Genomic DNA, 20285 nt, shown 5'->3' on the forward strand with positions numbered 1-20285 from the left:
TGCCCCGCGCGGATGCCGGACGGTCCGGCGGACACCGCCGGACCGTTCTGTCCCGTGTCCCGTGTCAGGGGGCCGGTGGCGCGGTGCTCCACGACCGGTGGCCGGCCGGTGAGCCGTGCTCCCGCCCCTCCCGCGCGTGGCGGGCCCGTGCCGGGTCCAGACGCGCGGTGACGACGAGGGTGCTCTCCTCGACCTGGTAGTCGAGGGGCAGGCCCAGCCCGCGCATCGCGGCGACCATCCCGGTGTTGGACGCCTGCGTCACGGCGTAGACGTGGGCGCAGCCCGCCTCGGTGGCCATCGACACCAGCCGGGCCAGGAGTTCGGTGCCGATGCCCCGGCGCTGCCAGGCGTCCTCGACGAGCAGTGCCACCTCGGTCTCGTCGCCGTCCCACAGCAGATGGCCGAGGCCGACGACGCGGCCGGAGGCGGTCCGTACGGCGAGCGTGCGGCCGAAGCGGGGGCCGAGCAGGTGATGCAGGTAGCGGTCCGCGTCGCCGACCGGTCCGTGGTACCGCCGGCGCAGGGTCTCGGGCGAGCACCGCTCGTGCATCGCCCGCGCCGCCTCCAGGTCGCCGGTGTCCGCCCGGCCCACGGTGATGTCGCTGCCCTCGGGCAGGGTGAGGACGTCCTGGCCGTGCGGGACCCGGGGGCCGAGCCGGGCGTCCAGTTCCACCAGGGCCCGCGCCCGGGCGAACTCGGTGGGCGTGAAGGGCGGATGCGGCCGCTCCACGGTGAGCACGCCGCCCTCCGGGGCGCGCAGCCGCATCACGGTGTCCTCCAGGGTCCCCTCCACCGGGACGCCCTCCGGCGCCGGCTGCCCGCCGCCCGGGGCGGCGGGCAGTGAACGGATGGTGCACCGGCCCAGCAACTGCCTTAGCGCCAGCGGAATTTCCGCGCCGTCCAGGGCCGTACGTGCGGCGAGTTCCAGCACCCGGGTCGGGGCGTCCACCAGATCGTGGGCGTCGGCCCGCTCGGTCCAGGTGTCCGTGCCCCCGGCACCCGTCACCGCCGTGGTGAGGCCGGTGGCGGTCAGGCCGGCCGGGGCGCGCAGCAGGAACTCGTCGACCGTGGCCTCGCCCAGCGGGTGCGTCTGCAGGCTCAGGATGTCGACCCGGTGCTCGGCCAGCGCCGTGCACAGTGCGGCCAGCGCGCCCGGTTCGTCCCGTACCGTCGTCCGCATCCGCCACAGGGTGCTCTCCGGGGACCGGCTTTCCGCGGCCCCGTCGGTATCGGGTGCGGGCGGTGCGTGACCGTGGCGGCGTGCCCACCAACTGTGGAACGCCGCCGTGAAGCGCGTGGTCGGTTCTCCCCCCGGATGTCCCTGCGCGGGACGGCCGTGCCGGGTGTACGTCATGTCGGACCTGTCTCGGCTCATGCGGCCACTGTGAAGGAATCGTGTTTCGCGGCCGCCAACACGCCATGACTGTCGAGTAAAGAGTTCTTATGGGGCTTATGGTCCGCTTGTCGCCTCACTGGCCGACGAGTCCCGGCCGCAGCCGCTTGGTGTGGAGCACGGTGCCGTCCTGCTCCCGCAGCCGTACGGTCAGCTCCCCGCTGCCGCCGTCGATGTCGACCTCGCCGAAGAACTGGTACCCACCGGCGGGCGAGACGTTCGACGCGGTCGGTGCCTTCACGAACACCCGCTCCGGGCCGAAGGTGCCGTCGAGAGCGCTCGCCGGGAAGGCGCCCGCGTTGAGCGGACCGGAGACGAACTCCCAGAACGGCTCGAAATCGTCGAACGCGGCTCGTGCGGGCTGGTAGTGCTGGGCAGAGGTGTGGTGCACGTCGGCCGTCAGCCACACCGTGCCGGTGATCCGCCGGTGCTTGATGAACCGCAGCAGCTCCGCGATCTGCAGCTCGCGCCCCAGCGGAGCCCCCGGGTCGCCCTGGGCCACCGCCTCGACGTGCTGGGCGCCCTCGGTGGTGTCGGACACGATCAGGCCGAGCGGCATGTCCGCGGCGATCACCTTCCACACCGCCCGCGACCGCGCCAGTTCCCGCTTGAGCCATTGCAGCTGCTCGCGTCCGAGGATCCCCTGCGGGTCCGCGGTCTGGTCGCCGGGGGAGTTGGCGTTGCGGTACGTCCGCATGTCCAGCACGAACACGTCCAGCAGCGGCCCCTGCCGCAGCACCCGGTACACCCGGCCCTCGCCGGCACCCGGCCGCAGCGTGGACATCGGGAAGTACTCACCGAACGCGCGGCGTGCCCGTGCCGCCAGTACATCGACGCTCTTCTCCGTGTAGCGGGTGTCCGTGTCCGTGATCCGCTGGCCCGGGTACCAGTTGTTGCGCACCTCGTGGTCGTCCCACTGCACGATGGACGGGACCTGGGCGTTGAACCGGCGGAAGTGCTCGTCGAGCAGGTTGTAGCGGAAGTTGCCGCGGAACTCGGCCAGGGTCTCGGCGACCTTGGACTTCTCCTCGGTGGTGATGTTCCGCCAGACTCTGCCGTCCGGGAGCGCCGCGGTCGTCGGGATCGGTCCGTCGGCGTAGACGGTGTCGCCGCTGAACAGGAAGAAGTCGGGGTCGAGCCGGGCCATCGCCTCGAAGATCCGGTAGCCGCCGAAGCCGGGGTCGATGCCCCAGCCCTGGCCCGCCAGGTCGCCCGACCACAGGAACCGCACACCGTCGCGCCGCCGCGCGGACGCCGTCCTGAACGTACCGGTGACCGGTTCGCCGGAGCGGCGCGGGTCGTCGGGGTCGGCGAGCCGCACCCGGTAGTGGATCTGTTCGCCGGCCGGCAGTCCGCGCAGCCGGACCGTCCCGGTGAAGTCGGTGCCGGGTCCGAGCAGCGGGCCGGGCAGGCGGCGCGAGTGCCGGAACGACTCGGTCGCCGACGTCTCGACGATCATCCGGGCCGGACGGTCGGAGCGCACCCACACCAGCCCGGAGTCACGCGTCACGTCACCGGTCTGCACGCCCCACTTCGCGTCCGGGCGCCCGGACCGGGCGAACGCGGGCGCCACCCCGACGGTGGTGGGCAGGGCCAGGGCGGCCGAGGCCGCGAGTGAGCCGCGCAGCAGGGCGCGACGGCCGGGGAGCGAGGGGTGTGACATGGATGCGCCTCCAGATGACGGGAGTTCCGGCCGGTGTGCGCTGCCACACGTACTCGTGCGGCGCGGCTCGCACGCAAACCCCGAGTGAACAACTCGCCGCGTCATCCTGTGGGTTGACACGCGGGCAGCTCAGCGTTCCATGCACCCCGTCACCCCGTCACCCCGTCACCCCGTCACCCCGTCGCCTCACCGCCCCGGTCCGCCCGGCGCGGGGCCGCGCCCGGTCGGACAGTGCCGTGCCGTTCAGCGGCTGCCGTCGAGCAGGACGCGGGCGACCAGTGCCGGGTCGTCGTTCATGGGGACGTGACCGCAGCCGGGCAGCCGGACCAGCCGCGCCCGGGGGATCACCCGCTTGGCGCGGACCCCCTGACGGGGGATGAGCAGCCGGTCGCGGGCACCCCAGGCGACGGTGACCGGGACGCCGGGCACGTCGTCGGTGAAGCGCACCGTGGTGCCCGCCCGGAGTGTCTCGGTGAAACCGGTGGCGCCGGCCAGTGCGAGCGTCTCGGCGACCACCGCCTCGGGCGAACGGAGTCCCGGACGGGCGTAGATGGTGCTGGTCAGCGCCGCCCGCCCGGCCGCCGAGCGGGCGAGCCGCTCGACCAGCGGCAGCGGCATCCGCTCCGCGAGGCGCCGCATCCCGATCAGTACGCCGAAGGCGTAGCGTCGCTCGGCCTGAGTCCAGAACCCGGCGGGGGAGAGCGCGGTGACGGACCGTACGAGGTTTCGGCGGCCGAGCTCCAGCGCCAGAAGTCCGCCCAGCGAGTTGCCCGCGACATGCGGCCGGTCGAGCCCCAGCTCCTCGCACAGGGCGCCCAGGGCGGCGCTCATGGTGGGCAGGTCGTGGGCGAGGCCGCCCGGCAGCGCCGGGGAGGCGCCGAAGCCGGGCAGGTCCACGGCGATCACCTCGCGCTCGGTGGCGAGGATGTCCACGACCGGGTCCCAGGCCTGGCGGTGGTGACCGATGCCGTGCAGCAGGAGCAGCGGTTCGCCGCGGCCCACGCGCGCGTAGGACAGGGTCACGGTCTGCGGGCCGTGCGGAGAGGTGACCTCGAACGAGACGGTCGCGGACATGAAGGTGCTCCTCGTCTGGGACTCGCGGTGGGACGCCGCCTGACGTCGTGGACAGCTTGTCAGCAATCACTACCGGCGGGTAGCCCTCGCGCCCGGTTCCGGGCTGCGGCTCCGCGACGCGCCCGGATCCGTCTGGACACGGGCCGTACGGGTCGGCTGGGATGGGGAGGTGAGCACCGACACCGTGACCGATGCCTTCGAAGAGCACCGTCCCGTCCTCCAGGGGGTCGCCTACCGCATGCTCGGCCGGGTGGCCGACGCCGAGGACGTGGTGCAGGAGGCGTGGCTGCGCTGGGCGGGCGGGGACCGGTCCGATGTCCGCGAGCCGCGCGCCTACCTGGTACGCGTCACCACCCGCCTCGCCGTCGACCGGCTGCGTCAGATCAAGGCGCGGGGCGAGACGTACGTCGGCCCGTGGCTGCCCGAGCCGTACGCCACCGACTTCGGCGACACCGCCCCGGACACCGCCGAGCAGGCGGTGCTCGCGGACTCGGTCTCGCTCGCCGTCCTGGTCGTCATGGAGTCCCTGTCCCCGCTGGAGCGCGCGGTGTTCGTCCTGCGCGAGGCGTTCGGCTACCCCTACGCCGACATCGCCGCCATGCTCGACCGCGGCGAACCGGCGGTGCGCCAGCTCGCCACGCGGGCCCGCAAGCACGTCGAGGACCGGCGTCCGCGCTACGACGTCGACCCCGCCCGGCGCCGCGAACTGACCGAGCGGTTCCTGGCGGCGGCCGGCGGCGGTGATCTGGAGAAACTCCTGGAGCTGCTCGCCCCCGACGTGCGCCTCGTCAGCGACAGCGGCGGCAAGGTCTCCGCCGCGCTGCGCGTCCTGGAGACCGCCGACAAGGTGGGCCGCTTCGTGCTCGGTGTCACCCGCAAGAGCTTCCAGGAGGACCTCTCGGCCCGCTTCCTGGAGCTCAACGGGGGACCCGCGGCACTGCTCCTCGTCGGCGGCACACCCGACTCCGTCGTCCAGTTGGAGGTCGCCGACGGGCGCGTCCAGGCGGTCTACGTCATCCGCAACCCCGACAAACTGCGTTCGCTGGCGGCGGACCGGTAGGGGGCCGGTCACCCGGCGGCGGGGGCCGCGGCGTCCGGTGTGGCCCCCTCGTTATGTCCGATTGGTATTGACCAAGTTGGTATTGACCAAGGGGGGAGGTCGCCATATGGTCGCAGATAAGTGAAACAACCTTTAATAAACAAGGGCGCGAAAACGCCGCCGGACCTGACGATCGCGGAGGACAGGGTGGGGACCACGCAATTGGACACGGTGCCGGAGCCGAAGTACTGGCAGCTCAGGACCGTGCTCAGCGAAGCGCTGGACTCGGAGTTCTCCGTGGGCGAGATCCTGCCCAACGAGCGAGACCTCGCCGCCCGCTTCGGCGTGGCCCGTGCCACGCTGCGCCAGGCACTGGAGCAGCTGGAACTGGAAGGCAGGCTGGAGCGCCGCCGCGGTGTGGGCACCACCGTCGCCCCGCCGCGCATGGGTGTGGCCGTCGGCACGGCGCAGCACGCCTGGCCGGGCGGGCCCGACGACGCCTGGCAGACCCTGGACTGCACGCTCGAGACGCCGTCCGCGGCCATCGCCGAGACCCTGGTGACCGGCCGGGACGAGCCCGTGCACACCGTTCGGCGGTCCCGGGTGTCCCAGGGCCGGCCCGTCGCCGCCGAACTGCTGTACGTCCCGGCGGCCTCGGTGCCCGGCCTCTCGGCCATCGACGCCCCCTCCGGGGCGGCACGCGCGCGTGCGGTACTGCGGGAACTGCGCCACCTGGAGCTGGAGCGGCACGAGAACGCGGTGGAGCTCGGCTCCGCCCGCGCGGACGAGGCCAGGGAGCTGGACCGCCTGCCGGGCGCGCCCGTCCTCGTCGTCACCACCCGCTTCATCGCCCGGGGCCGGGTCTCCGCGCTCTCCGTGGCCACCTACCGCGCGGACACCTGCCGGCTGACCTTCGGCGACTCCGGGGGCGTGGAGATCCACGACGGCCCCGAACGCCGCGCTTCCTGAACGCCGGGCTCCCCGGGCGCCGGGCGTTCCGGGCGCCGGGCGGGGCCGACGGGGGAGACCGGTGGCGGGGCCACCGGACCGCCGCCTACCGGCGGGCCGTCACCGTGCCTTCCACGGCGAAGAGTTGTGCTTCCACATGGTCCAGAGCGAGCCGCACCGCGCCCGTCGCCACCGCCGCCTCCCCGAGACGGGACAGAGCGACCTTCGGCGGACGCAGGCAGTAGCGGGCCAGTTCACGCCGCAGCGGCTCCAGGACCCCGTCCAGCCCCGCCGCCCAGCCACCGATCACGACGAGTTCCGGGTCGAGGGCCAGCACCAGCGCCGCCACGTCGTGGACCAGCCGCTGGATGAAGCGGTCCATGGCCGCGAGGGCCCGCTCGTCGCCCTCGCGGGCCCGGGCGAAGACCTCGGCCACCGCCTGCTCGTCGAGCGGGTGCAGCGGCTCGTCCGTGGTGGACAGCAGCTTCTCGGGGGTCGCCCCGCGGCCCAGCAGATGCAGTGCCCCGATCTCGCCGGCCGCCCCGCCGTACCCCCGGTGCAGTCGCCCCCCGATCAGTGAACCGGCGCCGGGGCTCAGGCCGGCCAGCACGAACACCACGTCGTCGGTCCCGGTGGCGACGCCCTTCCAGTGTTCGGCCACGACCGCCGCGTTGGCATCGTTCTCGACCAGCACCGGGCACGTGAAGGACCGGCTCAGCCGCTCGCCCAGCCCCAGCCCCGTCCACCCGGGCAGCGCCGTGCCCAGCCGTACCGTGCCGTCCGCCTCGACGATCCCGGGCGTGCCCACGCCCACGGCCCGCAGCGAGTCGCGCGGCACCCCGGTCCGGCGCAGCAACTCGGCGACGGCGGCGCGCAGCCGCTCCAACCGCCCGTCGGCGTCGACCCGTTCACCGACCTCCTTGGCCTGGGCGCCGATCACCCGGCCGTCCAGATCGGCCAGCAGCGCGGCCACCCGGTGCGGCCCGATCTCCAGGCCCAGGAGATGCCCGGCCTCGGCCCGGAACCGGAACCTCCGGGCCGGCCTTCCCTGCCGCCGCGCCGTACCCTCCTCGGCCGCCGCCTCCACGACGAGGCCCGCCTCGATCAGGCCCTCCACGACGCCCTCGACGGTGGGCCGTGACAACCCCGTCACCCTGGTGACCTCGGTCAGCGTCGCGCAGTCCGTGGCCCGCAACGCGTGCAGCACCACCGCGGAGTTGATCCTCCGCAACAGCGAGGGAGCCCCGCCGGTCAGCCGACTCACCGTCCGTCCTCCCCGCTCGTGCGCGTGTGGGGCGGATGGTACTCGGCACGGCACACCCCGGCGACCTCCGGGGGAACCCCGCGGTCCGCCCCGCGGGCAGCCGCTCCGGCCCGCCCAGGAAGGCGGCTCATCCCGGCGCCACGAACCCCGACTCGTACGCCGCGATCACCGCCTGCGTGCGGTCGCGCGCCCCGAGCTTCGCCAGCACGGCGCTCACATGCGTCTTCACCGTCTCCGTGCCCACCACCAGCCGGGCGGCGATCTCCGCGTTCGACAGCCCTCGGGCCATCAGCCGCAGCACCTCCGCCTCACGCTCGGTCAGCCGTGCCCGCTCCAGCACGTCCCGCGCCGCGCGGTTGCCGCCGTCGTCGCCGTACTCGGCCGCGAGCCGGCGCACCGAGGCGGGGAACAGCAGCGACTCGCCCTCCGCGACCAGCCGCACCGCGTGCACGATCTCCGCCGGCCGCGCCCGCTTCAGCAGGAACCCGTCGGCCCCGGCGCGCAGCGCCTCGTACACGTACTCGTCGTTCTCGAACGTCGTCACCACGAGGATCTTCGGCGGCTCCTCGACCGTCCGCAGCAGCGCGCGCGTGGCCTCGATCCCGTCCAGCAGCGGCATGCGCACGTCCATGGCGACCACGTCCGGCCGCAGCCGCCGCACCAGCGGGATCACCGCCGCCCCGTCGGCCGCCTCCCCGACCACCTCGAGGTCGGGCTGCGCTTCCAGAACGGCGCGTAACCCCGCGCGCACGAGGGGCTCGTCGTCGACGAGCAGAACGGTGACCGGCATCCGGCCAGCCTAGATCAACTCATCTCGGCTCCGGCCAGCGGCAGTTCGACCCGCACCGCCCAGTCGCCCCCGTCCGGACCCGTCCGCGCGCGGCCCCCGAGCAGGGCTGCGCGCTCCCGTATGCCGCGCAGCCCGCTGCCGCGCCCGGGGCCGGGCACGTCCCCCGGCAGCGGGTTGCGGACCTCCAGGAACAGGGTGCCGTCGGCGACACGGATCCGTATCCGCACGGGGACCGTCCCCGCGTGCCGCAGCGCGTTGGTCAGCGCCTCCTGGAGGATGCGGTAGCCCTCGCGGGAGACAGGGCCGGGCACGGTGTCCACCGGGCCGGTCACCTCGGCGTCGACCTTCGCCCCGGAAGCCCGGGCGGACTCCAGCAGGCGGTCCGCGTCCGTGAGCGTGGGCCGGCTGCTCACCGGCTTCCGCGCCTCGCGCAGAACGCCGAGGACCCGCTCCAGGTCCTCCAGGGCGGCCCGGCCGGTCTCCTCGATGGCGGCCAGCGCCCGGTCGGTGAAGGCGGGGTCGCCCGCCGCCCGCGCGGCGCCGGCCTGCACGACGGCGATCGTCAGGGCGTGGCCGATGGAGTCGTGCAGCTCGCGTGCGATGCGGGTGCGCTCCAGGAGCTGCTCGGTCCTGGCCTCCAGGGCGGCCAGGCGTTCGGCGGGGGAGGGGCCGAGCAGACGGCGCGCGGCGGCGGTGACCAGCTCGCCGATCCCCACCATCAGCGGCCCCGCCGCGAGCAGGGGGATCGGCACCAGCAGGGCGTAGGCCCAGTGCGGCTGCGCGCCCCCTAGGAAGGGCAGTTCCTCGGGCACGTGTCCCATGGCGCTCTCACCCAGGAGGTACGCCAGAAAGAACGGCCAGACCGTGACGTACCCCACCACCACCATCAGCATCATCCGCACCGCCAGCCACAGTACGGTCCGCAGCCGGTCCTGCCATGTGGCAGACGGCTTCTGGGAGATCCCCGGCTCCCGTTCGCCGGGCGTCAGCATCAACTGGGCCTGCACGCCCTCGACCCTGCGCACCGAGGGAATCAGGCCCAGCGGGAGCAGCACGAGCGCGGGCACCCAGGGTGCGTCCGGGTAGATGAATATCCAGATGCTGAACGGCAGCCAGGGCACCCACAGGTGGAGCAGGCGCGAGTACGTCGCCCCACGCAGGAGCGCCCGCAGAACGGTGACCATCGCGTCATCGTGCCAGCCGCCACCGGCGACCGGCCTCCCCCGCACGGGGGAGCCCCTCTCCCCGCCCGGGGGAGGTGTCGGCCCCCGGTCCGCCGTCACGCTGGTGCGCATGACCAGCATCGACGTCCAGAACCTCACCAAGGAGTACGGCACCCGACGCGCCGTCGACCACCTCACCTTCCGCGTCCCGCCCGGCCGCGTCACCGGGTTCCTCGGCCCCAACGGCGCCGGGAAGTCCACCACCATGCGGCTGGTGCTCGGTCTCGACCACCCGACGTCCGGCTCCGCCACCATCGGCGGGCGCGCCTACGTCACGCTGCGCGAGCCGCTGCGCCACGTCGGCGCCCTGCTCGACGCGCAGGCCGCGCACGGTTCCCGCACCGGCCGTGACCACCTGCGTGTCCTGGCCGCGAGCAACCGCATCCCGGACCGCCGGGTCGACGAGGTGCTGGAGGAGACCGGCCTGGTACCGGCGGCCCGCCGCCGGGTGCGGACGTACTCCCTGGGCATGCGCCAGCGGCTGGGCATCGCCGCCGCGCTGCTCGGCGACCCGGCGGTGGTCATGCTCGACGAGCCCTCCAACGGCCTGGACCCGGAAGGCATCGTGTGGATCCGCACCCTGCTGCGCCGCCTCGCGGACGAGGGACGGACCGTCCTGGTCTCCAGTCACCTGATGAACGAGACCGCCGCCTTCGCCGACCACCTGGTCGTCCTCGGGCGGGGCCGGCGGCTGGCCGACACCCCGGTGCGGGAGTTCATCCGCGCACGGGTGCGGCCCACCGTCCGCGTCCGCACCTCCGACGCCACCGCCCTCAAGGACGCGCTCGCCCGGGAGGGCCACGCCATGGTGGAACACCCGGACGGGCACTGGACCGTGCCGGACGCGCGGGTGGACGACATCGGACGCCTCGCCTCCGCCGCAGGGGTGCCGATCCTCGAACTCGCGGCGGACGAGGGGACGCTGGAGCAGGCCTATCTGGACCTGACCGCGGCCGAGACCGAGTTCACCGCACAGCCCCAGGAGGTCTGACCATGCAGTTCGCACCCGTACTCCGGTCCGAGTGGCTGAAGATCCGCACGCTCCGCTCGCTCCCCGGGGCCCTCCTGGCGCTGTTCGCCGTGAGCACGGCGTTCTCCGCGCTCTCCGGCATCTCGGAGACGCCGGACGACTTCGACCCGCTGTACGTCTCCCTGTCCGGCGTCCTGGTGGGCCAGATCGCCGCGATCTCCTTCGGCACCATGGCCGTGTCGTCGGAGTTCCAGAACGGCGCCCTGCGGCTCTCGCTGGCGGCGGTTCCGCGGCGCGGCCGCTGGCTCGCCGCCAAGGTGGTGGCGATCGCCGTACCGGCGCTCGTCGCCGGGCTGCTGACCGCCCTCGCCGCGCTCCTCGCGGCACGCGCGGGACTGGGTTCCCTGGCGGACGGCCTGACCGGGGGCGAACAGGTGCGCGGGGTGGTGGGCTGCGGTGTCTACCTCACGCTGATGGCCCTGTTCGCCGCGGGCCTCACGGTCCTGCTGCGCAGCGGGGTGGCCACGCTGTCCGTGCTGATCCCGTTCATCGTCGTGGTGTCCTTCGTGATCGGCGACGCGGCCGGTCCCGTCGTCGACTTCCTGCCCGACCGGGCCGGGCAGTTGGTCCTCCAGCAGACCCACGAAGGACCGCTGGGCCCCTGGTCGGGGCTCGCGGTGACCGCGCTGTGGACCGCGGCCGCCCTGTTGGCGGGGGCGTGGAGCCTGCGGCGCCGGGACGCCTGACGGCCAGTGAGCTGGCGGACCGTCAAGTGCCGTTGGTGACGGGGATCCCGTGGATCCACGGGCATCGCGCAACGCGTCGCCGTCAACGACGGGCCGTGCTCCGCCCCTTCCCGGTGGAGCACGGCCCGTCGGGCGGCGGTGGTCATGAAGACACCACCGCCCTGCGTACGGCCGAGCGCTCAACCCGATCCGCATACCGGATGAATAGCGGGAAATCAGGCGACCCATCGCAGTTGCGACTTGTAAAGAAAGAGCTGCAAAGAAGGTGATGTGATCACCGTAAAGGTAGACAGAAAGAGTATTGCAGTGTAGACATCTGCTGTCTGCCTGGCAGGGCTTGAGGGCGGCCAGCCGCGTATCTCGGTGCGACCGAAGAACGCCGCCGCCAGTGGAGGTTTCCGCCCTGCGGTTGGTTTGCGGACCCAAAGGGGTCCGCAGTTTTTGTGAGCTCCCCCGGCTCGCGCAATGACGCGCCGAGTGGCGGGGGTGGAGCACATTCTGCGCCCGCGGCGTGCGGATGCGTTCGGCATGCCCCGAGCGAGACCTTCCCTGCCGTCGCCGGCGCCTGGCTCCGCGAGACGAAGGAGGTACGTCTGTTGGACGGCATGGAAACGGCCCAGTTCAGCGCCGTGATTGTCGTTGGCCTGCTGGTCTTCTTCTACGGTGGGACCTTTTTGATCTCGACCCGGATCGGCAAGAAGGAGGAGAACGCCGACGGGTACATGACTGCTGGTAACAACATCGGATTCGGCGTCTCGGCCGCCAGTATGACGGCGACGTGGATCTGGGCGGCCTCGATGTACGCCTCCGCCACCTCGGGTTACACCTACGGCATCTCGGGCCCCATCCACTACGGGCTCTGGGGCGCCCTGATGATCCTTTTCATCTACCCCTTCGGCAAGCGCATCCGCGCCGTCGCCCCCAAGGCGCACACCCTGGCGGAAGTCATGTACGCCCGCCACGGGCGCTCCAGCCAGCTGATGCTCGCGGGCTCCAACGTCGTCGGCAGCCTCATCAGCCTGATGTCCAACTTCATCGCCGGCGGCGTGCTGATCTCTCTCCTGTCGCCGTTCAACTTCATCCAGGGCGTCCTCTGCGTCGCCTCGGGTGTCCTGCTCTACACCCTGTGGTCCGGGTTCCGCGCCTCCGTCATGACCGACTTCGTGCAGGTCGTGGCGATGCTCGGCGCCGTTGCCGTGATCGTTCCGTTCATCTTCTTCGCGGCCGGCTTCCCGGCGGCCTTCGAGACCGGCGCGGCGAACCTGACCCCGCAGCAGGGGAACTTCTTCTCCAGCGAGGCCTTCATGGGGCAGGGCGCCCCCTACATCGCCGCGGTGCTGGCCTACGCGATCGGCAACCAGACCATCGCCCAGCGCCTGTTCGCGGTGCGGGAGAGCCTGATCAAGCCCACCTTCATCACCGCGACCATCGGCTACGGCGGCATGGTGATCGGCGTCGGCATGCTCGGTGTGCTCGCCCTCTACCTGGGCTTCGAGCCGTCCGGCGGCGACATGAACAACCTCATCCCGGAGATGGCCGCCACCTATCTGCCGTCCGCGCTGCTGGCTCTCTTCTTCATCATGATCGTCGGCGCGCTGTCCTCCACCGCCGACTCCGACCTCGCCGCCCTCTCGTCGATCATGATGGCCGACGTCTACGGCCGGGGCGTGGCAGGCAAGGAAAGGGCCAATCCGAAGACGATGCTGCTGGTCGGCCGGCTCACCATGGTGGTGGCCACCGCGCTGGCAGTGGCCTTCGCCAGTCTTCAGCTGAGCATCCTCGATCTCCTGGTCTTCGTCGGCGCGCTGTGGGGCGCGCTCGTCTTCCCGGTGCTGGCCAGCTTCTACTGGGAGAAGGTCACCAGCAAGGCGTTCACCACCTCGGTGCTCGCGGCGCTCGCGGTCTTCCTGCCCGTGCGCTTCAGCTGGATCCCCGTGGACGGTGTCTTCGGTTACGTCGTGGACGTGCTCGCGGTCATCGGCATCGGTGTCGTCCTCGGTCTGATGGTGTTCGGCTTCTCGAACCTCAGGGCGGCGAAGATCACCGGTGCGCTGGCCATGGCGGTCTCCGCACCGTTCGCGATCGGATCCCTGCACGAGTACGCGACACTGTGCGGTTCGCTCGTCGCCTACTCGGTGAGCACCGTCATCTGCTGGGCCATGTCGGCGCGCCAGGGAGAGAGCTTCGACTTCTCCGTCATCGCGGAACGCGCCGGCAACTTCGACGACGGGGACGCTGCCGCGGCGACCCCCGACGGGACCGGGGAAGCGCTCGACGGGACCGGGGAAGCGCTCGACGTCCCGAGCCCGCGGCCGGCCGGCACAGACGTACCGGACGGACACGAACCCGAGCCCGCCGCACCCGCCAAGTAGGCCTCAATAAAGGCCCAGTAAGGCCCAGTAAGGCCCAGTAAGGCAAAGCGAGACTAAAGGAGGCACAGTGACCGCAGTCCTGAGCATCTACGTCCTGATGTGGCCCGTCGTCGTGGCCGCCACCCTGTTCGTGATCAGCCGTGGATTCTTCCGGGAGTGGGCCGAAGCCCGCCGCAACGGCCACGACCTGGTCTGACCCCGAACGCGCGCGAGCCGCGTCCTGCGGGACCCCGACGGGATCCCGCAGGACGCGGCTCGCGCGCGTCCCGGACCTTCAGCCCCGGCCGATACGGTTCAGAGGATCGCCCCGGGGGCGTAACCGGCGGCTTCCGGGTGCTGCTTGACGAGGTCGTCGACACGGCCGACGACGGCGGCGACCTGGGCGCTCGCGGCGCCCGTGAAGGACAGCTTGTCCGCCATCAGCGCGTCGAGCTCGGACCGGTCGAGCGGGAGACGCCCGTCGGCCGCGAGCTTGTCGAGCAGGTCGTTGCGCTCGGCGCCCTGCTCACGCATCGCGAGGGCCGTCGCGACGGCGTTCTCCTTGATCGCCTCGTGTGCGACCTCCCGGCCGACGCCCGCGCGCACCGCGCCCATCAGCACCTTGGTGGTGGCCAGGAACGGCAGGTAGCGGTCCAGCTCCCGGGCGACGACCGCCGGGAACGCGCCGAACTCGTCGAGCACCGTCAGGAACGTCTCCAGCAGACCGTCGAGCGCGAAGAACGCGTCGGGGAGCGCCACCCGGCGCACCACCGAGCAGGACACGTCGCCCTCGTTCCACTGGTCGCCCGCCAGCTCCCCGGTCATCGAGGCGTAGCCGCGCAGGATCACCATCAGGCCGTTGACGCGCTCGCAGGAGCGTGTGTTCATCTTGTGCGGCATGGCGGACGAACCGACCTGGCCCGGCTTGAACCCCTCGGTGACCAGCTCGTGCCCGGCCATCAGCCGGATCGTCTTCGCCAGCGACGACGGCGCCGCCGCCAGCTGCACCAGCGCGGTCACCACCTCGTAGTCCAGCGACCGCGGGTAGACCTGGCCGACCGAGGTGAACACCTCCGCGAAACCCAGGTGACCGGCGGTCCGCCGCTCCAGCTCCTCGAGCTTCGCCGCGTCGCCGCCCAGCAGGTCCAGCATGTCCTGCGCCGTACCGACGGGGCCCTTGACGCCCCGCAGCGGGTAACGGCCCAGCAGCTCCTCCAGCCGGCCGTACGCGACGAGGAGCTCGTCGGCGGCGGTGGCGAACCGCTTGCCGAGGGTGGTGGCCTGCGCCGCCACGTTGTGCGAACGGCCGGCCATGACCAGCTCGCCGTACTCACCGGCCAGCCTGCCGAGCCGGGCCAGCACCGCCACCGTACGGTCGCGCATCAGCTCCAGCGAGAGCCGGATCTGCAACTGCTCGACGTTCTCGGTCAGGTCGCGGGAGGTCATCCCCTTGTGCACGTGCTCGTGCCCGGCGAGGTCGTTGAACTCCTCGATCCGTGCCTTCACGTCGTGCCGGGTGACCTTCTCGCGCTCGGCGACGGAATCCAGGTCGACCTGGTCGAGGACACGCTCGTAGTCGGCGATCGCCGCGTCCGGCACCTCGATGCCGAGGTCCTTCTGGGCCCGCAGCACGGCGAGCCAGAGCTGCCGCTCCAGCCTCACCTTCTGCTCGGGCGACCAGAGCGTGGCGAGCTCGGCGGAGGCGTAACGTCCGGCGAGGACGTTCGGGATACGGGGCTTGGCGGGCGCAGCAGTCACGTGTACGGAGTCTACTGGCGATTCGTGCAGGTCGGCGCCGCGGGGTGGTGCGGAGGAAGCTACGAGACGGACCCCGGGGAACGGCGAGCGCCCCCGATGTCCCGGTGCCCTCGGCCCGTCGGCGCCCTCGGTGTCACCGGTCGGCGTACGGCAGCAGTTCGGGGCGCTTCGGCGGCAGGCCGTCGCCCGAGGAGCGGCCGGTGAGGCGGCGGCCGATCCACGGAAGCAGGTGCTGCCGTGCGAACCGGGCGTCCGCCGCCCGGCGCGCCGGCCAGCTCGGCGGCAGCGTGGCCTCCGGGGGCAGCTGCCACTCGGGGTCCTCGGGCGGATACCCCAGCGTCTGCCACACCGCCTCGGCGACCCGGCGGTGCCCGTCGGCGGTCAGATGCAGCCGGTCCACGTCCCACAGCCGCTGGTCGCCGAGCGAGGGCGCCCCGTACAGGTCGACGACCAGGGCGCCGTGCCGTTCGGCGAGCTCGTCGACGCAGGCGAACAGCGCCTCCATACGGGGGCGGAAACGCTCCTGCACGGGCCCCTGGCGGGCCGGGCTGCGCATCAGCACCAGCTGCCCGCAGTGCGGGGCCAGCCGCTCCACCGCCTCGGTCAGCAGATCCCGTACCAGGACCATGTCGCACTTGGGCCGCAGGGTGTCGTTGAGCCCGCCGACCAGGGTGATCACGTCGGCCCGCATGGCCGCCGCCGTGTCCACCTGCTCCTCGACGATCTGCCGGATCAGCTTGCCGCGCACCGCGAGGTTGGCGTACCGGAACCCGGGGGTGACGGCCGCCATCCGCGCGGCGAGGACATCGGCCCAGCCCCGGTACGTGCCGTCGGGCAGCAGGTCCGACATGCCCTCGGTGAAGGAGTCGCCGACCGCGACCAGGCTGGTGTGAGTGGGGTTCGTCTGCATGGCGACAGAGATGATATCCCGTGCACATACCCGCCGGTCGGTCGGTTCCCCGCCCCGCTCAGGCCCGCTGCCCGAACAGCTCCTGCAGTACGTCCTCCATCGTCACCAGCCCGGCCAGCCGTCCGTCCGCCCCGAGGACGGCCGCCAGATGCGTACGGCTGCCCCGCATGGCGGTGAGGACGTCGTCCATCGTCGTGTTCTCCCGCACCCGGGCGATGGGGCGCATGTCCCGCAGCAGGAACGGCATGTCGCGCGGTGAGGCGTCCAGGGCGTCCTTCACGTGCAGATAGCCGACGATCCGCCGCCCTTCGTCCACCACCGGGAAACGGGAGTACCCGGACTGCGCCGACAGCTCCTCCAGACCCTCCGGGGTGACGCCCACGCGTGCGTAGACCACGCTCTCCAGCGGCAGTACCACGTCCCGCACCGGCCGGCGGCCCAGCTCCAGCGCGTCGTTCAGACGCTCCTGCGCGCGGTCGTCGATCAGGCCCGCCTCGCCGGAGTCCTTCACCATCTGCGCCAGCTCCGCGTCGGAGAAGGACGCCACGACCTCGTCGCGCACCTCGACCCGCAGCAGCCTCAGCAGCGTGTTGGCGAAGGCGTTGATCGTGAAGATCACCGGGCGCAGCCCCCGGGACAGCGCCACCAGCGGCGGACCCAGCACCAGCGCACTGCGCACGGGCTCCGCGAGCGCGATGTTCTTCGGCACCATCTCGCCGAGCAGCATGTGCAGATACGTCGCGAGCGCCAGAGCGATCACGAAGGACACCGCGTGACCCGCGCCCGGTGGCACGCCCACCGCGTGGAAGACCGGCTCCAGCAGATGTGCGATGGCGGGTTCGGCCACCACGCCGAGGACCAGGGTGCACAGCGTGATGCCGAGCTGCGCCGCCGCCATCAGCGCGGACACGTGCTCGAGACCCCACAGCACGCTCCTGGCACGCCGCTCGCCCTGTTCGGCGTACGGCTCGATCTGGCTGCGGCGCACCGAGATCAGCGCGAACTCGGCGCCCACGAAGAAGGCGTTGACGACCAGCGTCGCCAGACCGATCAGCAGCTGTACGACCGTCATCGCCGTGCCCCCTTCTCGTGCGCCGTGCCGTTCGACCGGCCGCTCACCCGGCTGGCCGGCGCGCCGGCAGCCTTCCTGCCGGCCTTGCTGTCCTTGCCGTCCTCACCGTCCGCCCTCCCGTCCGGCGGGCGCGGGCCGGCGAGTGGCGCGTGCAGCAGGACGCGCGCCGCGCGGCGGCCGCTCGCGTCCAGGACCTCCATCCGCCAGCCGGCGACCTCGAGGGTGTCGCCGGCGGCGGGGATCCGGCCCAGCTCGGTGGCGACCAGCCCGGCCAGGGTCTCGTACGGCCCGTCCGGCACGCGCAGGCCGACCCGCGCGAGCTGGTCCACGCGCGCGGAGCCGTCGGCCGAGAACAGGGCGTGGCCCTCCTCGTCCGAACCGGTCCGGGCCAGGTCGGGAGTCTCGTGCGGATCGTGCTCGTCGCGGACCTCGCCGACGACCTCCTCGACGATGTCCTCCAGGGTGGCCACGCCCGCCGTGCCGCCGTACTCGTCGATCACCACGGCCATGGTGCGTCCCTCGGAGAGCCGGTCCAGCAGCCGGTCGACGGTGAGCGACTCCGGGACCAGCAGCGGCTCGCGCATCATCTCCGACACGGGAACCCGGGCCCGGCGCTCGGCCGGCACCGTCAGCACGTCCTTGACGTGCGCGGTCCCGACCACCGAGTCGAGGGTGCCGCGGTACACCGGGAACCGGGACAGCCCGGTCGCCCGGGTCGCGTTCGCCACGTCCTCGCAGGTCGCCTGGACCTCCAGCGCGACGACCTGCACGCGCGGGGTCATCACGTTCTCCGCGCTGAGGTCGGCGAGATTCAGGGTGCGGACGAACAGCTCCGCGGTGTCGGCCTCCAGCGCACCCAGCTTGGCGGAGTGCCGGGCGAGAGCCGCCAGCTCCTGGGGGCCGCGCGCGGACGCCAGCTCCTCGGCGGGCTCCACCCCGAAGCGGCGCACGATGCGGTTGGCCGTGTTGTTGAGGTGCGTGATGAAGGGGCGGAAGGCGGCGCTGAACCAGCGCTGCGCGTTGCCCACGTTCTTGGCGACGGCCAGCGGCGACGAGATCGCCCAGTTCTTGGGCACCAGTTCGCCGACCACCATCAGGAAGACGGTCGACAGGGCCGTGCCGAGCACCAGGGCCAGGGAGCTCGCCACCGAGGCGGGTATGCCGATGTCCCGCAGCGGGCCGGAGATCAGTGCGGCGATCGACGGTTCGGAGAGCATGCCGACCACCAGGTTGGTGACCGTGATGCCGAGCTGCGCCCCGGAGAGCTGGAAGGTCAGGTTCCGTACGGCCTTGAGCGCGCCGGCGGCGCCCCGTTCGCCGCGCTGGACCGCCCGCTCCAGCTCCGCCCGCTCGACCGTGGTGAGGGAGAACTCGGCCGCGACGAAAGCGCCGCAGGCGAGGGAGAGCAGGATCGCGACCAGGAGAAGGAGCACTTCCGTCATCGGGCCGCTCCCGTCCCGTGGCCGGATGGGAAGTGGACTATCGCGCGACGTCGCGTACGGCTCTGTCGGGGACCGCGATGTCGCGTACTACTGGGAGGCTCGCCCATGGGCGGACGCACACAACCTTTCATGGAAAACCGAGTGACCCTCCTAGCGTAAAGGGTCAGCAAAGGTGTCCCGCGGGGGTCGCCCGATGTCCGCCGCCGTGCCCGGCCCCTGCCTCCGGCCGTCCCCCTGGAGGGGCATGACCCAGCGCCGCCGGCGCTCCTCCGGCGCGTGCCCGGCGGCGTCCCACGCGCGGTGGGCGGTCTCGTTGAGCCGCAGCACCATCGCGTCCGCGCGGTGCCCGCAGAGCCGCGCGAACCGTTCCTCGGCGGCGGCCGGCAGCGCGGACCCTGTGCCCTGCCTGCGGTGGCCCGGGTGCACCGCGAACCGGTACGGATGGCAGCGCCAGCCGTCGCATCTCGGTTGCTCACGGACACCGCCGAGCGCTGCCCGTGCTGCCTACAGGGGCTTGACCCAGCGTCGCCAGTGGTCCTCGCGGTGGTAGCCGGCCGCGGCCCAGGTGTGGTGGGCCTGTGCGTTGGCTTCCAGGACCATGGCGTCGACGCGTCGCCCGCCGAGGGTGGCGAAGCGTTGTCCGGCGGCTTCCAGCAGGGCGGTGGCGATGCCCTGCCGGCGGTGGGCGGGGTGTACGGCCAGTCGATAGGCGGAGCAGCGCCATCCGTCGAAGCCGGCTATGACGGTTCCGGTGAGCAGGCCGTCACGTTCTGCGAGGAGCAGGGCTTCGGGGTCTCGTGTGATGAGGCGGGCGACTCCGTCGTGGTCGTCGCTGATGCTCGTTCCTTCCGCGGCGTCGCGCCAGAACCGCAGCACGGTGTCGATGTCCGAGAGGGTGGCGTGGCGGATGTGAAGATCGCTCATGGGGTGAGCCAAGCAGAGCGCCGGTCTGTCCGGCGAACGGTTTCCGTGCCTCCTTCCGACGACCGGTGTGGTCCTTTCCCGGTGCGCACGTCTGATACGACGGGTGAGACCGGCCCGAGCGACTCGGGTGGAGCCACGGCTGTGTCCGGGTGACGGTCGTCACGGCCCCTCGAGCCGGGCTGCCAGATCCTCGGGCAGGGCGTCCCGACCGGCACGGGTCACTTGGACGAGCGTGATGTCAGGGCGCTGCTTCAGGGCGTCGGTGAACGGGTCACTGTGGGCGTGGACCGTGGCGAGGATGTCGATGTCGGACTCGAACAGGCACCGGACCGTGTCCCGGAACGCGGTGCACGCCAGCTCCATACGCCCGAGCTCGTCGATGAGCACGAGATCTCCAGGAGCAGGATCCGCTGCAGCCGACCTGAGCGGCGGCAGCGCGAGCCGCTCCATGACGCCCAGATCGACGCCGTACCGGCCCACCCGCGGTGGACCCGGGAAGTCGACATGGGCCAGTACGGCTCGCAGACCGCCCTCCAGTGTCTCCAGCGCGAAACCGCTCCGGGTACCGCCGTGCCGTATCTCCTCCGTGGTGAAGCCGACAGCCCCACGGGTGCGCAGGAGCGCGGCCAATCGGCGGACAATGGTCGTTTTGCCCGAGCCGGGGCGTCCCTCGAGCAGGATTCTTGTCGGCATCTCGTGCTCCATGTGGCCCTCGTAC

At 72.3% G+C, this 20285-nt stretch carries 18 protein-coding genes and 1 pseudogene; 6 read left to right on the top strand and 13 right to left on the bottom strand.

Going from position 1 to position 20285, the window contains the following annotated elements; genetic code table 11:
* Positions 1-64: 64 nt before the first annotated feature.
* The 3 genes from PYS65_RS30820 to PYS65_RS30830 all read right to left on the bottom strand — a co-directional run bounded on the left by PYS65_RS30820 (position 65) and on the right by PYS65_RS30830 (position 4130).
* Positions 65-1375 (bottom strand): GNAT family N-acetyltransferase, encoded by a 1311-nt coding sequence (locus PYS65_RS30820; RefSeq protein WP_279337211.1) that lies wholly within the window; start codon positions 1373-1375, stop codon positions 65-67.
* A gap of 94 nt (positions 1376-1469) precedes the next feature.
* Positions 1470-3056 carry an alkaline phosphatase D family protein gene (locus PYS65_RS30825; protein ID WP_279337212.1) on the bottom strand — a complete coding sequence of 529 codons (1587 nt, stop codon included), beginning with the start codon at positions 3054-3056 and terminating at the stop codon, positions 1470-1472.
* A gap of 243 nt (positions 3057-3299) precedes the next feature.
* Positions 3300-4130, bottom strand: a complete 831-nt coding sequence (locus PYS65_RS30830; RefSeq protein WP_279337213.1) for an alpha/beta fold hydrolase — start codon at positions 4128-4130, stop codon at positions 3300-3302.
* Positions 4131-4299: 169 nt separating this feature from the next.
* Here PYS65_RS30830 and PYS65_RS30835 point away from each other — a divergent pair, with 169 nt between their 5' ends.
* The gene (locus PYS65_RS30835; RefSeq protein WP_279337214.1) at positions 4300-5190 is read left to right on the top strand and encodes an RNA polymerase sigma-70 factor; all 891 of its coding nucleotides are present in this window, start codon (positions 4300-4302) and stop codon (positions 5188-5190) included.
* 186 nt (positions 5191-5376) lie between these two features.
* The gene (locus tag PYS65_RS30840; protein ID WP_279337215.1) at positions 5377-6138 is read left to right on the top strand and encodes a GntR family transcriptional regulator; all 762 of its coding nucleotides are present in this window, start codon (positions 5377-5379) and stop codon (positions 6136-6138) included.
* 85 nt (positions 6139-6223) lie between these two features.
* Here PYS65_RS30840 and PYS65_RS30845 read toward each other — a convergent pair whose 3' ends face one another.
* The 3 genes from PYS65_RS30845 to PYS65_RS30855 form a co-directional block, all read right to left on the bottom strand.
* Positions 6224-7381 carry an ROK family transcriptional regulator gene (locus PYS65_RS30845; protein ID WP_279337216.1) on the bottom strand — a complete coding sequence of 386 codons (1158 nt, stop codon included), beginning with the start codon at positions 7379-7381 and terminating at the stop codon, positions 6224-6226.
* A gap of 127 nt (positions 7382-7508) precedes the next feature.
* A complete protein-coding gene (locus PYS65_RS30850) occupies positions 7509-8171 on the bottom strand; it encodes a response regulator transcription factor (RefSeq protein ID WP_279337217.1) in 663 nt (220 codons plus the stop codon).
* A gap of 14 nt (positions 8172-8185) precedes the next feature.
* Positions 8186-9355 carry a sensor histidine kinase gene (locus PYS65_RS30855; RefSeq protein ID WP_279337218.1) on the bottom strand — a complete coding sequence of 390 codons (1170 nt, stop codon included), beginning with the start codon at positions 9353-9355 and terminating at the stop codon, positions 8186-8188.
* 109 nt (positions 9356-9464) lie between these two features.
* Between PYS65_RS30855 and PYS65_RS30860 the strand changes: the two genes are divergently transcribed.
* The 4 genes from PYS65_RS30860 (at position 9465) to PYS65_RS30875 (ending at position 13678) form a co-directional block, all read left to right on the top strand.
* On the top strand, positions 9465-10385 hold the full coding sequence (locus PYS65_RS30860; RefSeq protein WP_279337219.1) for an ABC transporter ATP-binding protein: 921 nt from the start codon (positions 9465-9467) through the stop codon (positions 10383-10385).
* Between the two features lie 2 nt (positions 10386-10387).
* Positions 10388-11110 carry an ABC transporter permease subunit gene (locus PYS65_RS30865; RefSeq protein WP_279337220.1) on the top strand — a complete coding sequence of 241 codons (723 nt, stop codon included), beginning with the start codon at positions 10388-10390 and terminating at the stop codon, positions 11108-11110.
* A 605-nt stretch (positions 11111-11715) separates the two neighbouring features.
* Positions 11716-13482: a sodium:solute symporter family protein gene (locus PYS65_RS30870; protein WP_279338131.1), complete on the top strand. Its 1767-nt coding sequence runs from the start codon at positions 11716-11718 to the stop codon at positions 13480-13482.
* A gap of 67 nt (positions 13483-13549) precedes the next feature.
* On the top strand, positions 13550-13678 hold the full coding sequence (locus tag PYS65_RS30875; RefSeq protein WP_279337221.1) for a putative transporter small subunit: 129 nt from the start codon (positions 13550-13552) through the stop codon (positions 13676-13678).
* Positions 13679-13776: 98 nt separating this feature from the next.
* Here the strand turns inward: PYS65_RS30875 and purB are convergent, their stop codons facing one another.
* The 7 genes and pseudogenes from purB to PYS65_RS30910 form a co-directional block, all read right to left on the bottom strand.
* On the bottom strand, positions 13777-15219 hold the full coding sequence (gene purB, locus PYS65_RS30880; protein WP_279337222.1) for an adenylosuccinate lyase: 1443 nt from the start codon (positions 15217-15219) through the stop codon (positions 13777-13779).
* A gap of 133 nt (positions 15220-15352) precedes the next feature.
* Positions 15353-16129 (bottom strand): SGNH/GDSL hydrolase family protein, encoded by a 777-nt coding sequence (locus tag PYS65_RS30885; protein WP_279337223.1) that lies wholly within the window; start codon positions 16127-16129, stop codon positions 15353-15355.
* A 58-nt stretch (positions 16130-16187) separates the two neighbouring features.
* Complete coding sequence (locus PYS65_RS30890; RefSeq protein ID WP_279337224.1) at positions 16188-17201, bottom strand: hemolysin family protein; 1014 nt, start codon at positions 17199-17201, stop codon at positions 16188-16190.
* Positions 17198-18643: a hemolysin family protein gene (locus PYS65_RS30895; protein ID WP_279337225.1), complete on the bottom strand. Its 1446-nt coding sequence runs from the start codon at positions 18641-18643 to the stop codon at positions 17198-17200. The genes PYS65_RS30890 and PYS65_RS30895 overlap by 4 nt, the downstream gene beginning before the upstream one ends.
* Positions 18644-18793: 150 nt before the next feature.
* A pseudogene (locus PYS65_RS30900) lies at positions 18794-19117 on the bottom strand (GNAT family N-acetyltransferase); the annotation flags it as partial.
* Between the two features lie 30 nt (positions 19118-19147).
* A complete protein-coding gene (locus PYS65_RS30905) occupies positions 19148-19567 on the bottom strand; it encodes a GNAT family N-acetyltransferase (RefSeq protein WP_279337226.1) in 420 nt (139 codons plus the stop codon).
* A 159-nt stretch (positions 19568-19726) separates the two neighbouring features.
* Positions 19727-20260, bottom strand: coding sequence for a nucleoside-triphosphatase (locus tag PYS65_RS30910; protein WP_279337227.1), 534 nt, complete (start codon positions 20258-20260; stop codon positions 19727-19729).
* Positions 20261-20285: the final 25 nt, after the last annotated feature.

The sequence above is a fragment of the Streptomyces cathayae genome (assembly GCF_029760955.1).
Classification (GTDB): Bacteria; Actinomycetota; Actinomycetes; order Streptomycetales; family Streptomycetaceae; genus Streptomyces; species Streptomyces cathayae.

Bases quoted from the DNA above. Each gene is read 5' to 3' on its own strand.
- PYS65_RS30890 (WP_279337224.1), bottom strand. From the start codon at position 17,201: ATGACGGTCGTACAGCTGCTGATCGGTCTGGCGACGCTGGTCGTCAAC.
- PYS65_RS30855 (WP_279337218.1), bottom strand. From the start codon at position 9,355: ATGGTCACCGTTCTGCGGGCGCTCCTGCGTGGGGCGACGTACTCGCGC.
- PYS65_RS30820 (WP_279337211.1), bottom strand. From the start codon at position 1,375: ATGAGCCGAGACAGGTCCGACATGACGTACACCCGGCACGGCCGTCCC.
- PYS65_RS30860 (WP_279337219.1), top strand. From the start codon at position 9,465: ATGACCAGCATCGACGTCCAGAACCTCACCAAGGAGTACGGCACCCGA.
- PYS65_RS30830 (WP_279337213.1), bottom strand. From the start codon at position 4,130: ATGTCCGCGACCGTCTCGTTCGAGGTCACCTCTCCGCACGGCCCGCAG.
- PYS65_RS30905 (WP_279337226.1), bottom strand. From the start codon at position 19,567: ATGAGCGATCTTCACATCCGCCACGCCACCCTCTCGGACATCGACACC.
- PYS65_RS30825 (WP_279337212.1), bottom strand. From the start codon at position 3,056: ATGTCACACCCCTCGCTCCCCGGCCGTCGCGCCCTGCTGCGCGGCTCA.
- PYS65_RS30870 (WP_279338131.1), top strand. From the start codon at position 11,716: ATGGAAACGGCCCAGTTCAGCGCCGTGATTGTCGTTGGCCTGCTGGTC.
- PYS65_RS30910 (WP_279337227.1), bottom strand. From the start codon at position 20,260: ATGCCGACAAGAATCCTGCTCGAGGGACGCCCCGGCTCGGGCAAAACG.
- PYS65_RS30850 (WP_279337217.1), bottom strand. From the start codon at position 8,171: ATGCCGGTCACCGTTCTGCTCGTCGACGACGAGCCCCTCGTGCGCGCG.
- PYS65_RS30865 (WP_279337220.1), top strand. From the start codon at position 10,388: ATGCAGTTCGCACCCGTACTCCGGTCCGAGTGGCTGAAGATCCGCACG.
- PYS65_RS30885 (WP_279337223.1), bottom strand. From the start codon at position 16,129: ATGCAGACGAACCCCACTCACACCAGCCTGGTCGCGGTCGGCGACTCC.
- PYS65_RS30895 (WP_279337225.1), bottom strand. From the start codon at position 18,643: ATGACGGAAGTGCTCCTTCTCCTGGTCGCGATCCTGCTCTCCCTCGCC.